At 63.4% G+C, this 15451-nt stretch carries 10 protein-coding genes and 1 tRNA gene; 7 read left to right on the top strand and 4 right to left on the bottom strand.

From position 1 onward, the window contains the following. The first annotated feature begins 115 nt into the window (after positions 1-115). Entirely contained in the window at positions 116-814 is a 699-nt protein-coding gene (locus BN1188_RS10640; protein WP_198293230.1) for a TerC family protein, read from the top strand. 6 nt (positions 815-820) lie between these two features. Here the strand turns inward: BN1188_RS10640 and acpA are convergent, their stop codons facing one another. Together acpA and BN1188_RS10630 are read right to left on the bottom strand one after the other, a co-directional pair. Further along, complete coding sequence (gene acpA / locus BN1188_RS10635) at positions 821-2506, bottom strand: acid phosphatase (RefSeq protein WP_040261355.1); 1686 nt, start codon at positions 2504-2506, stop codon at positions 821-823. 199 nt (positions 2507-2705) lie between these two features. Next, positions 2706-2782 (bottom strand) — tRNA-Met (locus BN1188_RS10630). 246 nt (positions 2783-3028) lie between these two features. On the opposite strand from BN1188_RS10630, the gene BN1188_RS10625 reads away from it, so the two are divergent. After that, positions 3029-5083, top strand: coding sequence for a methyl-accepting chemotaxis protein (locus BN1188_RS10625; RefSeq protein WP_040261354.1), 2055 nt, complete (start codon positions 3029-3031; stop codon positions 5081-5083). A gap of 89 nt (positions 5084-5172) precedes the next feature. Beyond that, positions 5173-6396, top strand: coding sequence for an MFS transporter (locus tag BN1188_RS10620; RefSeq protein ID WP_040261353.1), 1224 nt, complete (start codon positions 5173-5175; stop codon positions 6394-6396). Positions 6397-6398: 2 nt separating this feature from the next. Here the strand turns inward: BN1188_RS10620 and BN1188_RS10615 are convergent, their stop codons facing one another. Next, positions 6399-7283, bottom strand: a complete 885-nt coding sequence (locus BN1188_RS10615; RefSeq protein WP_040261352.1) for a LysR substrate-binding domain-containing protein — start codon at positions 7281-7283, stop codon at positions 6399-6401. Between the two features lie 123 nt (positions 7284-7406). Between BN1188_RS10615 and ydiJ the strand changes: the two genes are divergently transcribed. The 4 genes from ydiJ (at position 7407) to BN1188_RS10595 (ending at position 13310) form a co-directional block, all read left to right on the top strand. Next, complete coding sequence (gene ydiJ / locus BN1188_RS10610) at positions 7407-10448, top strand: D-2-hydroxyglutarate dehydrogenase YdiJ (RefSeq protein ID WP_040261351.1); 3042 nt, start codon at positions 7407-7409, stop codon at positions 10446-10448. Positions 10449-10517: 69 nt separating this feature from the next. After that, complete coding sequence (locus BN1188_RS10605) at positions 10518-11102, top strand: cupin domain-containing protein (protein WP_148485248.1); 585 nt, start codon at positions 10518-10520, stop codon at positions 11100-11102. Beyond that, positions 11099-12127: a UV DNA damage repair endonuclease UvsE gene (gene uvsE, locus BN1188_RS10600; protein WP_040261350.1), complete on the top strand. Its 1029-nt coding sequence runs from the start codon at positions 11099-11101 to the stop codon at positions 12125-12127. The genes BN1188_RS10605 and uvsE overlap by 4 nt, the downstream gene beginning before the upstream one ends. 76 nt (positions 12128-12203) lie before the next feature. Then, a complete protein-coding gene (locus BN1188_RS10595; RefSeq protein WP_040261349.1) occupies positions 12204-13310 on the top strand; it encodes a Gfo/Idh/MocA family protein in 1107 nt (368 codons plus the stop codon). Between the two features lie 9 nt (positions 13311-13319). Here the strand turns inward: BN1188_RS10595 and BN1188_RS10590 are convergent, their stop codons facing one another. After that, entirely contained in the window at positions 13320-15137 is a 1818-nt protein-coding gene (locus BN1188_RS10590; RefSeq protein WP_084596199.1) for a glycoside hydrolase family 15 protein, read from the bottom strand. Positions 15138-15451 lie beyond the last annotated feature (314 nt).

The raw sequence follows: 15451 nt of genomic DNA, 5'->3' as shown, positions 1-15451 counted from the left end.
CTCCTTTCTGGATTTCGTTCACTCTATCGCGGCCTGGCGCCGCATTGGAGAAAAACACTCGTGCCAGGGTCACAGTTGCTTCGGCATGGCCTGGCCAGATGCAACGAAGGAGACGATCATGGCATGGTTGGTCGACCCCGCGACCTGGGTAGCCCTTTTGCAAATCCTCCTGCTTGATTTGCTCCTGGGAGGTGACAATGCCGTGGTCATCGCCATGGCCTGCCGTCGCCTGCCCGAAGCCCGCCGCCGCCAGGCCATCTGGGGCGGCATGGCCGCGGCTATCGCGTTGCGCATCTCCTTGCTGGGCTTGGCCATGCACTTGCTGGAACTGCCATGGCTCAAGCTCGGCGCGGGTGTCCTGCTGGTGTGGATAGGCATCAGCCTCATCGCGACCCCCGAAGATGACCACCGCGACCTGCAAGGCAGTACCCAGCTGTGGAAGGCGATCCGCACCATCGTCATTGCCGATGCGGTGATGTCCCTGGATAACGTGCTGGCCGTGGCCGCCGCCGGGCATGGCAACCTCTACCTCGTAGCGGCAGGCGTGCTGCTGAGCATCCCGCTGATCGTGTTCGGCAGCCGCCTTGTACTGGCCCTGATGGAGCGTGTGCCAGTCATCGTTGCGCTGGGCGGTGGGCTGATCGGGTGGATTGCCGTCAGCCTGGCCCTGTCAGACGCTGTCCTGGCTCCCTGGGTGATGTCCCCGTCCAGCTCCTTGCACTATGCAGCCAGCGCTCTGGGCGCGGCGCTGGTCATGCTGGTCGGCATGGGGCTGTCCCGCTACCGGGCCAGACGGCAGACAGCCGCGACCTAGGCTTTGCTAGCGCTCGAAGGCAAGGGCGTTGGTCAGGTCGCCCATGGGCGTCTGGCCCCGGGCGGCCATGGCTTTGTCCCGAGCAACGAGGCCGTCGAGCCTCTCCAGGTCGAATACCCGCGTGATCAGGCGCAGGATCGAGGCGGTGTCGTATACCGTATGGTCTACCGTCCCCTTGCGCGCGAAGGGCGAGATCACCAGCGCGGGTATCCGCGAGCCAGGGCCGAAGCGATCGCCCTTGGGCGGGGCGACGTGATCCCACCAGCCGCCGTTCTCGTCCACGGTGACGACCACCACCATGTTCTTCCACTGTGGGCTTTCCTGCAGGGTACGGACGATGCGCGCGATATGCCGGTCTCCAGAGGTCACGTCAGCGTAGCCCGCATGCATGTTCAGGTTGCCCTGAGGCTTGTAGAAGGTCACCGCGGGCAGCTTGCCGGCGGCGGCGTCGGCCAGGAAATGGTTGCTCGACGGGTCTTCGCCCAGCCCACCGTCACGCAGGCGCCGCTTGCGCTCCTCCGGGTGCTCCGGACCCTGTTGAACGAAATAGTTGAAGGGCTGGTGGTGGTATTGGAAGTTGGGGATCTTCGGAATGCCGGGCGAGTCCTTGAACTCATCCAGGGTCGCTTGCCAGCCGCCGGCATACCAGGCCCACTCCACACCCTTGCGCGACAACTTGTCGCCAATGTGTTCGTGGCGCTGTGGCACCAATACATTGGGTTGGTCCGGCTTGGCGAAGTCTGGCTGTTCCGGGTCACGAATCCAGGTCGGCCAGTAGGGCGGCGCCATGGTGTTCACCGCATAGCCGTCCGGGGTGATCGCGCTGGGTCCAAACTGCGGCGGCCCTTGCATGGCGCTGGCTGGCGAGGCGGGAAGCGGTTTGAGGCGAGTGTCCTGTGGGTCGTCGCCGATGAGCGTGGCGATCTGCGACTTGGCCACCGAGCTCGCGGCATTGGGATAAAAAGGCGCGGTGGCGCTGACCAGGTATTGATGGTTGAGGAACGAACCGCCGAAGGCACCCTGGAAGAAGTTGTCACACAGCACGAACTCCCGGGCCAGGTCCCACAGGCGCAGGGCGTAGCGGCTCTGTGGGTAGTAGCCCATGGTCAGGCCACCGGCGTCGGCCCAGGCCACGAACTGATCGTTACGCCCGCCGTTGATCTGCATCTGGTTCTGGTAGAACACATGCCAGAGATCGCGAGTGACCAGGCCCATGGGCAGGTCTTCCCCCTGCGGGCCCTTGAGCGGGAAGGGCGCATTGGGCAGGTGCTCCTGATACTGCACGCCGCTGGGGTAGGTCACCCCTTCCACGGTCTGCGGACCGAGTTGCAACACGCCACCCCAGGCTGGCGGCAAAGTGGTCAGCAGGCTGCCGTCCCGGTCCCGCTGCTGGTATTGCGCCGGCTTGAGCGAAGACAGCGGCGCCTCCACTCCGGGAAAGTCAGCGAACAGATTATTGAAGCTGCGGTTCTCCGCATAGATCACCACAATGGTCTTGACCTGCTCGCGCAAGGCCTTGTCCAGCTGCGTCGGGTTCAACGGCGCCGGCTGGCCGGGTGCACTCGAAGTAGGGGCGCAGCCAGCCAGGGCGCTACCAGCGCCCATCAAGGCCATGCCGCCAAGGAACCTGCGACGAGTCGAGGAGAGAGTAGGGGCGTCTGGGGTGGACGGGTCGTCTGGCTGATCGCTCATATGGCTTCCGCAACTGTGTCCAAATGTTGCGGCGAACCTAGCAATGGAAGATGACACTTAGGTGACAGCTGTCAGGCCTTTCTCAAGTTTCATCCAGACAGTGCACCAACAGTTGAGCGCTTTCCAGGCGCGCACAAAAAAGCCCGCGCTAGGCGGGCTGTCTTGTCGTTCTCGATGCCGAAGCAGGCGAAAACAGGTTTGGTGGCTACACAGGGACTTGAACCCCGGACCCCAGCATTATGAATGCTATGCTCTAACCAACTGAGCTATGTAGCCAAGTGGCGCGCATTATTCGCGCTGAGCGGGTAAGTGTCAAGCATCTATTTTCAATTTTTTTCCACGTGGACGCCTGTAACCGTTTGAAATCCATGCCGTTGATCCATATCCAGGCTGCCGGTAAGCCGGCCGGCGGGAAACCGAGACTGCAGGGTTCAAAGGGTGTAACACGGTGTGAATATTGCTACGAATCAGGCCTGGCCTCTCAGCGAGGCCCCCTTCCTTTGTCCAGGAGTGTCGTCGGGCATGGCCACCTTGCTTTCTCCAGGAATCCGCCTGTTAGGCCGATTCACCTTCGCAGGCAAATTCCTGCTGCTGTTCTTGCTGTTCATGCTGCCGCTGCTGGCGAGCCTGGGCATGCTCGGCCATGGCTACCAGACCCGTCTGGATGTCATCGGTCACGAGCGCCTGGGCATTGCGCGGCTCAAGGCGCTGGAGCCCACGGACCGCCTGCTCAACATCCAGCGTGCACAGGTGGCACGCTGGAAAGCCCTGGACATCCAGCACAAGCCCACACCCGCGGCCCAGGCGGCACTCAATGCAGTGACCGCAACAGCGCCGCAACTGGTCGAGGCGGTGTCTCAGCTAGGCCTGGCGCTGAGTGATACCGGCGCCAGCGCTGAAGTGCTACGCCGTTACCAGACGCTACAACAAGCCACGGCTGCCCTGGACCTGCAACGTCTCGGTGCCATGGGCTGGTGGCCGGACGGCTATGACACCTTCACCAAAGCGATCAGCGACCTGCAATTGCTGCGCGAGCACATTGCCATGGACAGCGGCCTGATTCTCGACCCTTGGATGGATACCTATCTGCTGATGGAAATCGCTACCCAGCGCGCGCCAGATCTTTACGAACGCATCGGCCGCCTGGCCGCGGCAGGCGAGAGCGCCATTGCCGCTGGCCAGTTCACCTTGCAGAGTCGGCTGCAATTGCGCGACCTGCGGGCCCGGATAGGCGATGCCCGCGAGCAACTGCGCAAGAGCGGTGGTGCCCTGGCGGCCCAGCTGCCTGATGATGCAGTGTGGACGCGTCAGTACCAGCAAAGTACCGAGCGACTTGACCAGGTGCTTCAACTGCTCGATGAAAAGATGTATGGCAGCACCCTGGCCCTCACTAGCGCCGAATTCGACAGTAGTCTCGATAGCCTTGGCGAAGCCATCACCGCTCTTCGACAACAGGCCCTGGCTTCGTTGGATCAACGTCTGCAAGGTTATCGCAGCCAGGTAATCAATGAGTTCGTGCCTGTGGCCACAGGCTTTGCCGTGTTGCTGCTGCTGGCCCTCTACCTGTTCATCTGTGTGCAGGCCTCCATTCGGCGCAGCGCGGCAAGCATCACTACCCTGGCAGAATCCCTGCGTGACGGCGACCTGCGGGTGCAGGTGGAGGTCGCGGGCCGGGACGAATTGGCTGCCATTTCGGCGGCCTTGAATCGCGCGGTGCAACAGTTGCGTACCAGCCTGGCCGGCGTGGAGCGTGAAAGCTCGGCCGTCGGCGGGGCTGTGGCCACCCTGACTGCCCAGGCCCATGGCACCTTGCGCGACGTTGAGGAGCAGCAGTCGCAGATCAGCCAGATTGCCGCCGCCGCCACCCAGCTGGCGGCCACCTCCCAAGGCGTGGCCAGCAGTTGTGAGCAGGCTTCCACCAGCGTGCGGCAGACGCGTGAGATCGCAGTCAGCAGCAGCCAGCAAAGCGAGCAGACCACCCGCAATATCCAACAGCTCAACGCGCGCCTGACCGCCACCGCGCAAGCACTGGGGCGGGTCAGCGAGCAGGGTCAGCAGATCCAGTCCGTGGTGGATGTGATCGGCGGCATCGCCGGGCAAACCAATCTGCTGGCGCTGAACGCGGCCATCGAGGCCGCCCGGGCGGGAGAGCAAGGGCGGGGCTTCGCCGTAGTGGCCGATGAAGTGCGCAGCCTGTCCCAGCGTACCCAGGCCTCTACCGCGCAGATCGCCAGCACGGTAGAAAGCCTGCGCGCCACGGTACAGCAGGCGGTGGAACTGATGCAGGCCGCCTGCGTCCAGGCCGAAGGGGATGCGGCGGCCGTTACGGGGCTGGGGGCGAACCTGGGCGCGATCGCGTCGGCAGTGCAGGCGGTGAACGATAACCTGGCCCAGATCGCCACGGCCGTGGATGAGCAGGCGGCAACGGCCGATCAGGTCAGTGCAAGTATCCAGGAAGTGGACCAGGCAGCCCATCGCTTGCTCGACGGCGCGCGGGCGGTGAGCGGCGCCGCCGGCAAGCTGGACGAAGGCAGTCGAGCCCTGCGTGCGAATACGGCCAGCTTCGCGACCCATTGATAGGCTCGTCGACAACTCGCCTGGAAGAAATTGTTGCAAGCTGTCACAGTGGCGCACCTGAATAGTGCGTCACTGACCTCAGGTGATCCATGGCTCTGGCAACCGCAAGCTCCGCGACACCCGTTTCATCGGCGGCTTCTCCAGCCGCCAGCCCGCTGGTAATGAAAATCATCGCCGCCTGTGCCCTGGCGCACTTGATCAATGACCTGATCCAGGCGGTATTGCCCTCCATCTACCCCATGCTCAAGGCCAATTATGGCTTGAGCTTCACCCAGGTCGGCCTGATCACCCTCACGTTCCAGATCACGGCTTCGCTGCTGCAGCCCTGGATCGGCTTCTACACAGACCGTCACCCCAAGCCGTTCCTGCTTCCGGCCGGCATGGTATGCACCTTGGCAGGCGTGCTCATGCTGTCCATGGTTGGCAGCTTCGGGATGATCCTGCTGGCGTCCGCCCTGATCGGTATCGGCTCCTCCACCTTTCATCCGGAAACTTCCCGCGTGGCGCGCCTGGCCTCCGGCGGGCGCTTCGGCCTGGCGCAGTCGAGCTTCCAGGTGGGCGGCAACGCCGGTTCGGCCTTCGGGCCCTTGTTGGCGGCGGCGATCGTGATTCCGTTCGGCCAAGGGCATGTGGCCTGGTTCGCGCTCTTTGCCCTGTGCGCCATCGGCGTGCTTTATGGGCTGAGCCGCTGGTACCGTGCTCACTTGAATACCTATGCAGCCAAGCGGGGACGTCAGACCAGCCATGGCTTGTCACGCCGGCGTATCACCGGGGCGCTGGTGGTGCTGGCCTTGCTGGTGTTTTCCAAGTATTTCTACATGGCCAGCTTCACCAGCTATTACACCTTCTACCTCATCGAGAAATTCGAGGTGTCGGTGGCCAGCTCGCAGTTGCATCTGTTCCTGTTCCTGGGCGCCGTAGCCGCCGGCACCTTCTTTGGCGGCCCCATCGGTGACCGTATCGGGCGCAAGGCGGTCATCTGGTTTTCCATCCTCGGCGCCGCTCCGTTCACCCTGATGCTGCCCTACGTCGATCTGTTCTGGACCAGCGTACTGAGCGTAGTCATCGGCTTTGTGCTGGCTTCGGCGTTCTCGGCCATCGTGGTGTACGCCCAGGAACTGCTGCCTGGTAACGTCGGCATGGTCGCCGGGGTTTTCTTCGGCCTGATGTTCGGCTTCGGCGGTATAAGCGCGGCCTTGCTCGGACAGCTGGCTGACGCCCATGGCATCGAATTCGTCTATACCCTGTGCTCGTACCTGCCCTTGCTGGGGATACTGACGGTGCTGCTGCCATCGACCCGGGCAAAAGCCTGAGCCTACAGCTGCCCGAGCAACCACTGCCGGAATGCGCGTAACGAGGGCAGGCTCTCATTGCGCTCGGGATAGCGCAGGTAATAGCTGCGAGCGCTGGCCACCGGCGGGCCAGCGCTGATCAGCTCGCCCTTGGTCAATTCTTCTTCCACCAGTACCCGCGGCACCAGGCCGATACCGATGCCGGCGCGTACCGCCTGGACAAGGTGAGACGTCAGTTCGAAGCTCGGGCCCAGGCGCATGGCCCGGTGCGGCAGGCCATGGTGGCTGAACCATTCGGCCCAGGCATGTGGGTTGCTGGCCACGCTCAGCAGGGCTTGCCGGCCGATCTGTTCGGGGCCGGGCTGCCCCAGGCGCATGGCGTCGGCAGGGCTGAGGATCACCACCAGTTCCTCGGCATGCAGGCGGTGGCTGATCAAGCCCGGCACCTGGCCGATACCCACCCCGATGGCCGCGTCTATCTCACTGGCGGCGAAGTCGATGGCTTCGATTCGTGAATGAATGTGGATCAGCATGCCAGGATGATCGCGATAGAAACCGTGCAACCGCGGCAGCAGCCATTTGGAACCGAAGGTAGGCAGGGTGGCCAGGCGCAGGGTGCCCACCCCGGACTGGAACGCCAGCGCCTGCAGCGTGGCGCTGCGGATTCGACCCAAGGCTTCGCTCAGCTCTCGCTGGTATAGCCGCCCCACATCCGTGAGCAGTACCTTGCGACCTTCACGACGGAACAGGGTCAGGCCCAACTGCTGCTCCAGCGCCTGCACCTGCCGGCTGACCGCGCTCTGAGTCAGCGACAGCTCCTGAGCGGCGCGGGTGTAGCTTTCATGACGCGCTGCCGCCTCGAAGGCCAGCAGCAGCGACATGGATGGCGTAAGGCGGCGGTAATTCATTCGGAAAAGTCATCGATAGGGGGATCAATATCCGTTTGTGATCAGGCCCGGGCCCGGCGAAGATGGTAAGGCCCTGGCAGCAGTGAGTCACCCTGCGCCCATCATCATAACGAGGCATCGACCATGATCGCCCAGCTGCATCCGGCCGCCGTGAAGGCCGATTACCGTGATTTTCTCGTGGCCCTGCGTGCCGGCGGCTTCAAAGGTGAAGTCAGCGCCGACTACGCCAGCCGCACCGTGCTGGCCACGGACAACTCCATCTACCAGCGCCTGCCTCAGGCTGCCGTGTTCCCTCGCGATGCTGGCGACGTAGCGCTGGTGGCCCGGCTGATGGCCGAGCCGGCTTACCAAGGCATCAAGCTCACCCCGCGTGGCGGGGGCACCGGTACCAACGGACAGTCCTTGACCGACGGCATCGTGGTGGACCTGTCCCGGCACATGAACCGCATCCTGGAAATCGACGTGGAAGGTCGCTGGGTACGGGTCCAGGCCGGCGTGGTGAAGGATCAGCTCAACGCGGCCCTGAAGCCCCACGGCTTGTTCTTCGCGCCGGAGCTGTCGACCTCCAACCGCGCCACCATCGGCGGCATGATCAATACCGACGCCAGCGGGCAGGGTAGCTGCACCTATGGTAAAACCCGTGACCATGTGCTGGCCCTGGAGTCGGTGCTGCTCGGTGGCGAGGCGTTGCACAGCCAGCCCATCGACGAGGCCGAGCTGGAGCGCCAGTGCGCTCGCCAGGATCGGGTCGGCGCGGTATACCGTACCGCCCGCCATATCAACGAGACCCAGGCCGAGCTGATCGAGGCGCGCTTCCCCAAGCTCAACCGTTGCCTGACTGGCTACGACCTGGCCCATCTGCGCGAGCCGGATGGGCGCTTCAACCTCAACAGCTTGCTCTGCGGCGCCGAAGGTTCCCTGGGTTTCGTGGTCGAAGCCAGGCTCAATGTGCTGCCCATTCCAAAATATTCGGTGTTGGTCAACGTTCGCTATGCCAGCTTCATGGATGCCCTGCGCGATGCCCGGGCATTGATCCAGCATCAGCCGCTGTCCATCGAGACCGTGGACTCCCGCGTGCTGTTGCTGGCCATGAAGGACATCGTCTGGCATAGCGTGGCTGAATATTTCCCGGCTGATCCGGACCGCCCCACGCTGGGGATCAACCTGGTGGAGTTCAGCGGTGACGAGCCGGAGGAGGTGAACGCCCGGGTCGCGGCCTTCGTCGCTCATCTGCAGCAGGACCAGAGCGTTGAACGCCTGGGGCATACCCTGGCCGCGGGCAACGAGGCGGTAACCCGGGTGTACACCATGCGCAAGCGCTCGGTGGGCCTGCTGGGCAACGTGGACGGGGAGATCCGCCCGCAACCCTTCGTGGAAGACACCGCGGTGCCGCCCGAGCAGTTGGCGGATTACATCGCCGAGTTCCGGGCCTTGCTCGATGGCCATGGGCTGACCTATGGCATGTTCGGCCATGTGGATGCCGGGGTGCTGCATGTGCGCCCGGCCCTGGACATGAAAGACCCGGCCCAGGCGGCCCTGGTACGGCCGATTTCCGACGCCGTGGCGGCCTTGACGCAGAAATATGGGGGCCTGCTCTGGGGCGAACACGGCAAGGGCGTGCGCTCGGAATACGTTCCGGCCTTCTTCGGCGAGTTGTACCCTTCGCTACAGGCGTTGAAGAGCGCTTTCGACCCTCATAACCAGTTGAATCCAGGGAAGATCTGCACGCCTCTGGAGAGCAGCGAGGCCCTGTTGCGCATCGACGAGGTCACCCTGCGCGGCGAGCTGGACCGGCGCATCGATGAGCGGGTATGGCAGAGCTACGGCACCGCCATGCACTGCAACGGTAACGGCGCCTGCTACAACTACGACCCGAACGACGCCATGTGCCCTTCGTGGAAGGCGACCCGTGAACGTGCCCAGTCACCCAAGGGACGCGCCTCGCTGGTACGTGAATGGCTGCGCCTGCAGGGCGAGGCGGGGGTGGACGTGCTCGCGCCCGGCAAGCGGCAGCCTGGTTTCTGGAAAACGCTGCCGCAGCGCTGGCGCAACAGTCGGGCGCAACGCGAGGGCCAGGCGGACTTTTCCCATGAGGTCTACGATGCCATGGCTGGCTGCCTGGCGTGCAAGTCCTGCGCGGGACAATGCCCGGTGAAGGTCAACGTGCCCGAGTTCCGCTCGCGCTTCCTGGAGCTGTACCACACGCGCTACCTGCGCCCGGCCCGGGACTACCTTATCGGCTCGCTGGAATTCACCATCCCGTACCTGGCGCGGGTACCGGCCCTGTACAACGCAGTGATGAACGCGCCGGTAGTGCGTAACCTGCTGCAACGCCAGGTGGGCATGGTGGACAGCCCGTTGCTGAGCCGCTTCAACTTCCAGGCCAGCCTCGATCGCTGGCAAGTGCAACCGGCCACCGCGGCGCGCCTGATCGGCCTGAATGAAGCCCAGCGGGCACGCAGCGTGATCCTGGTGCAGGATGCCTTCACCCGCTACTTTGAAACGCCGCTGCTGGCGAACCTGATCGAACTGGTGTCACGCCTGGGGTATCAGGTGTACCTGGCGCCCTTCTACGCCAACGGCAAGCCGCTGCATGTGCAGGGCTTCTTGAGCGCCTTCAACAAGGCGGCCGTTCGTAATGCCAGCCAGCTGCAGGCATTGAGCGCCTTCGGTGTGCGCATGGTGGGCCTGGACCCGGCCATGACCCTGGTCTACCGCCAGGAGTACGCCAAGGTGTCGGGCATTGCCCAGCTGCCCAAGGTCGAGTTGCCGCAGGAATGGCTGCTCGATGCTCTGCCGGAGGGGCGCGAGGCCAGCGTGACCAAGCGGTACCGATTGCTGGCCCACTGCACGGAGAAAACCAACGTTCCGGCCAGTACCAAGCAATGGGAAACCCTGTTCGGGCGGGTAGGGCTGGCCCTCGTCACCCAGGCCACGGGTTGCTGCGGCATGTCCGGCACCTATGGGCATGAAGCGCGCAACCAGGAAAGCTCGCGCACTATCTTCGACCAATCCTGGGCGGCCCAAGTGGCCGCGCCGGCGGAAGAAGCAGGCGAGGCGCTGGCCACTGGTTACTCCTGCCGCAGCCAGACCAAGCGCCTGGCGGATCGGGAGCTGCGCCATCCGCTGGAGGTGTTGCTGGAGGTGCAGCGCGCCCGCGGCTGAGCGCTTACGGATTGATAAGCGACGGCGTTCTGTTGTCCACAGGGTAACGACCTGTGCCAGGAGAACGCCATGGCCCCGCCTGCTTTTATCCACACCCTCGACGTGCCTTTGCTTGTCAATCAACTGCCCCTGCGCGCTGATGGCAGCCTGGCGCAAGTCGAAGCCGTGCGCCTGGAGCGCAACGAGTGGGTGCCGAACAACCCGCGGCTTCCGGTGATCCTTTACCGCCAAGTGCTGTCCAGGATCAGTGACCCGGCCACGGCCTTCGAGCAGCTATTCCAGGTCAACCATTGGCCCGCCCAATGGCGCGACGGCGTCTTCGATTACCACCATTACCATTCCACTGCTCACGAGGTGCTTGGTTTCGCCCAGGGGCATGCGCGGCTGCAACTGGGCGGGCCGGGTGGCTATGAGGTGGTGGTCGAGGCCGGCGATGTCGCCTTGTTGCCCGCCGGTACCGGCCACTGCCAGCTCAGCGCCAGCGAGGACTTCGTGGTGGTGGGGGCGTACCCGGCCGGCGCGGACTTCGATATCTGCCGGGAAGCGCCGAGTGCCAAGCAACTGCGGGCGATCGAAGCAGCGAGCTATCCGGATTCAGATCCTGTTTTCGGCGCCCAGGGCCCGTTTCATACGCTGTGGCAGGCCCAGTCATGAGCGAGGCGCGCATCGGCTTCGCCTGCCTGTACCGGCATTCCCAACGCAGCCTGGCGCTCAAGGCGCTGGAGGCTATCGAGAAAACCTTCAACCCTCGCACCACGACCCTGCGCTGGCTGTCCAGCGCCACGGAAGAGGCCGCCCGGGAAAAGCTGCTGCAACTGATCGAACACAACCTCGATGCCCAGCTAAAGCTGCTGGCCTATGTTGCCCAGTTGCCGCCCACGCTGCGCATGTTGCGGCTCAGCAGTGACCTGCTGCCGCTGTACAGTCATCCGAAGGTGGCGAGCTTCTATCGCGACCCCGTGCTGCAGGCGCATCTGCAGCAACGTTTCGGCGCCATTGGCGACTTCGCCCGAGCCGCCGGCATCCGCCTGTCGTTCCATCCCGGACAGTATTGCGTGCTGGGCTCTGACAAGCCTGACGTAGTGGATAACAGCGTGGCCGAGTTCGAGTACCACGCCGACATGATCCGCATGATGGGTTACGGGCAGCGCTTCCAGGACTTCAAATGCAATGTGCACATCGCCGGGCGCCTGGGCGTTGAAGGCGTGCGCGCCACCTGGCCCCGGTTGTCCACGGAAGCACGCAACACCATTACCTTCGAGAACGAGGAGAAGGTCTACGGCGTGAACGATTGCCTGGCCCTGGCGGACCTTGCCCCGGTGGTGCTGGACATCCACCACTGCTGGATCAACGAGGAAACCTACATTCCAGCGGACGACCCTCGGGTGGATCGCATCATCGAAAGTTGGCGCGGGGTACGCCCGGCCATGCACTACTCGCAACCCCCGGAGCACTTGCAGAGCCTGGGCTTCGGCCCGGATGTACCGCTGGAAATGCCGGCCCTGCTGGAAAAGGTCAACAAACGCGATCTGTATCTGCACAGCGCTCGCATGTGGAACCACCCCACCAACGAATATGCCCTGCAATTCCTGGATCGCTTCGACATCATGTTCGAGGCCAAGGACAAGAACCAGGCAACCCTGGAGTTCTACCAACGCTACCTGCTACATAGCCACTGAGCGATTTCAAAATGAACTCCTTGCGCCGGCCGGGGCTCAGCTGAAGGTCACTTTTCAACAAGCGAGGAGACCTGGAATGCCCGATCTAGACGGTAAAGTGCGCTACGCGGTGGTAGCCGGTGGCTCGATTTCGCAGGGCGCGTTCATGCCAGGCGTAGGCCAGACTGACAATTCCATCATGACGGCCCTGGTCACCGGCGACCCCGCCAAGGCGGATGCCTTGGCCAAGCGCTACGGCCTCAAAGCGTACAGCTACGATCAGTATTCCCAGTTGCTCGATTCGGGTGAAATCGACGCCGTCTATGTGGCAACCCCCAACTTCCTTCACCGCCAGTTCGTGGTGCCCGCGCTGGAAGCGGGGGTCCACGTACTTCTGGAGAAGCCCATGGCGACCGAGGAAGCAGACTGCCATGCGATGATCGAAGCGGCCCAGCGTTCCGGGGCAAAGCTGATGATTGCCTATCGTCTGCACTGCGAACCGGGCACGCTGGAAATGATCGAGCGGGTACGGGCGGGTGAGTTCGGTGATCCCCGTGTGTTCACCTCGACCTTCACCCAGGTAGTCAAGCCCAACAACCACCGCGCCCAGAACGGCTTCGCCGCGGGCCCTGTGTTCGACATGGGGCCTTACCCCTTGAACATGGTGCGCCAACTGTTCGGCTGCGAGCCCCTCGAGGTCAGCGCCTCAGGTAGCAAAACCCCCGGAGGAGAAGTGAATACCTGGGACACGGTGACGGTATCGCTGCGCTTCCCTGAAGACCGCCTTGCCCATTTCACCCTGAGCTACACCTTGCCCAGTTCCGAGCGCTTTCAGTTGATCGGCACCAAGGGAGAGATCGAGGCGTCCCCCTGTTTCGGCTACGGCGAGGGGGTGAGCATCAGCTACCGTGCCACGCTGGATGGCAAGACCCAGGAACACACGCATCCGGTGGTCGACCATTTCGCCGGAGAGACAGCCTACTTCTCCGATTGCATCCTCAAGGACCGGGCGCCGGAGCCTGATGGTCAGGAGGGCTGGCGAGACGTGCGGGTGATCCAGGCCATCGAGCGCGCACTGACGACCGGACAGCCGCAGCGCCTTGAACCACTGGCGCCCAAAGGCACCGCCCAGCCGGACCAGCGTCGCCAGTTCCCGCTGGCCGAGGTCCCCGACTACATCAATACAGAGTCGCCTACCGAGTAAGCGCCAGGCTCAGCGCTGCGGGAAGATGCCCGACAGCGCTCGCGCCGCTCCCAGCAGGGCCAGATGGGTCAGCCCTTGCGGCAGGTTGCCCAGGTAAGCCCGCGAATGCGGGTCGACCATTTCCGAATAGATGCCCAACCCCTGGTCCAGGCCTTTTACCGCCTCGGTGAAAGCCTGCCTGGCCTGATCGAGCCGTCCCTGGCTTGCGTGGGCTTCCACCATCCAGAACGTACAGGCCAGGAAACAGCCTTCTTCCTGGTCCATGCCGCTGTAGCGATAATGGAAGGGGCCACAACCCAAGGCCTCGTCTATGGCCTCGAGGGTACTGGCCAGGCGCTCAGTTTGAGGAAAGCCAAAGCGTACGGCCAGCGCCAGGGATGCATCGAGCTGGTTGCTGCCTGGGTAGAATTCATAGGCCTGACGGGTTTCACTCCAGCAATGCTCGTCGATCCAGGTCTCGATGCGCTGGCGCTCGCGGTCCCAGCGATCGCGGCAGGTCGTGGGCAGGTGACCGCTGTCGGCCAGTTCCACCGCTCGGCTCAAGGCCTGCCAGCAGCTGATCTTCGACATGGTGTAATGCCGACGCTCCGGCAATTCCCAGATGCCGCTATCCGGGCGCCGCCAGCTATCGGCGCATTGATCAGCAACCGCGGAGAGGATCATGGCACTGGAAGCGTCGAGGATATTGCCGCAATCGATGAAGCAGCGCGCGGTTTCGAAGATGTCCCCATAAACCCCATGCTGAGGCTGCTCGGCTGCGTCATTGCCAACCACCGGTGCCGAACCCTTGTATCCAGGTAGATCCAGCAGCCGAGCGGTATCTCCCAGGCCCCCGTCCAGGGTGTAGCACACCTTCGGTCCATGTTCGCCGAGGCGATGCAGCAACCAGGTGAAGGCAGCCTTGGCCTCTGGCTGGGCGCCGATGCTGAGAAAGGCTTCGATGGTATAGCTTGCGTCACGCACCCAGGCGAAGCGGTAGTCGTAGTTCTTGTCGCCGCCGATGCGCTCGGGCAGCGAAGTGGTTGCTGCCGCCATGATCGATCCACTGGGTGACGACAACAGCAGTTTGAGGGCCAGGGCGCTGCGGTTCACCAACCCCTTGAATTCGCCGTCATAGCACAGGCCCTTGGCCCATTGACGCCACTCCCGGTCCGACCCGTCGATACGGTCGTCGATCAACGCCAGGGAGGGCACTACCAGAGGCTCGTCGCGTCCGGCGACGATCGCCAGCACTTCCCGCTGCCCTTGCTTGATGCGCAGGCGCGCCAGCACGCCCAGGTCGTCTTCACGCTCGATCGCCAAGGCATCACTGTGCAGGAACATTCCCAGGATGTTCCCGGCGTGGAACACGCTGCCGTTGCCGGTCGGGGAGAGGTAGGGGCAGACCGTGTCTGCCTGGGTGCCAAAGCTGATTTGTACCTTGAATGCCACCTGGCCTTCGATACCCTCGATGCGCCTGCCCAATTCCGCCCAAGGCAAGCGCCCGGCCGGGCCGCTATTGAGTGATTCCACCAGCCGCGCACGACCATGCTGGGTCGTGAATACGCTTTCCAGCACATTGCTGTCAGGTAGATACCGGCGCTCCACCTGGTATTCATCCTCGGGGGCTATCTGGAAAAAGCCCCCGGACTCCGGGGCCAGCAGCCGGTCGAACAGCGGCGGTGAGTCCATATGGGGCACGCACCACCAATCCACCGACCCGTCCCACCCTACCAGTGCTACCGAGCGTCCATCGCCAAGCGCGCCATAGGCTTCCAGGGGGAGATAACCCTGGGCGTCGCGCTGGGGGCTGGTGTGCTGACGGAGAAGGTGCAGCGCATTTTTCATCGAGTAGCCTTTGGCAGGAATGAGCAGTCCCTGATTCCGACTGACGAAGCGCAGCGTGGTTCGGTTGAAACGCTCTAGCTCGCTGCTCGTGGAAGCTCGACCTCTGTTGTGGTGGCAGCCGGGCTGTACCCAAGGCCTTGCGCTTGGAGCTATTCCTGAAATGTGAAGATAAATGTCATTTCGGACATTCTCGGCCAAGGCATGATTAGCGTCGACAATCGTTTTCTCTTAGTACCCTTTACCGCTAGTTCTAAAAATCGCCGAAAGATTGGCCATTCAGTATTGGAGGGTGTCACCTACCGCTCGATAGGCCA

Source organism: Pseudomonas massiliensis (genome assembly GCF_000826105.1).
Taxonomy (GTDB): Bacteria; Pseudomonadota; Gammaproteobacteria; order Pseudomonadales; family Pseudomonadaceae; genus Aquipseudomonas; species Aquipseudomonas massiliensis.
Note: the sequence above shows the minus strand (reverse complement) of the source record. Positions and strands in the feature narration are given on the sequence as shown.

What these genes read in the sequence shown, in the direction of transcription:
- uvsE (WP_040261350.1), top strand. Translation starts at nt 11,099, where the DNA reads ATGAGCGAGGCGCGCATCGGCTTCGCCTGCCTGTACCGGCATTCCCAA.
- BN1188_RS10615 (WP_040261352.1), bottom strand. Translation starts at nt 7,283, where the DNA reads ATGAATTACCGCCGCCTTACGCCATCCATGTCGCTGCTGCTGGCCTTC.
- BN1188_RS10595 (WP_040261349.1), top strand. Translation starts at nt 12,204, where the DNA reads ATGCCCGATCTAGACGGTAAAGTGCGCTACGCGGTGGTAGCCGGTGGC.
- BN1188_RS10605 (WP_148485248.1), top strand. Translation starts at nt 10,518, where the DNA reads ATGGCCCCGCCTGCTTTTATCCACACCCTCGACGTGCCTTTGCTTGTC.
- BN1188_RS10625 (WP_040261354.1), top strand. Translation starts at nt 3,029, where the DNA reads ATGGCCACCTTGCTTTCTCCAGGAATCCGCCTGTTAGGCCGATTCACC.
- acpA (WP_040261355.1), bottom strand. Translation starts at nt 2,506, where the DNA reads ATGAGCGATCAGCCAGACGACCCGTCCACCCCAGACGCCCCTACTCTC.
- BN1188_RS10590 (WP_084596199.1), bottom strand. Translation starts at nt 15,137, where the DNA reads ATGAAAAATGCGCTGCACCTTCTCCGTCAGCACACCAGCCCCCAGCGC.
- BN1188_RS10620 (WP_040261353.1), top strand. Translation starts at nt 5,173, where the DNA reads ATGGCTCTGGCAACCGCAAGCTCCGCGACACCCGTTTCATCGGCGGCT.
- ydiJ (WP_040261351.1), top strand. Translation starts at nt 7,407, where the DNA reads ATGATCGCCCAGCTGCATCCGGCCGCCGTGAAGGCCGATTACCGTGAT.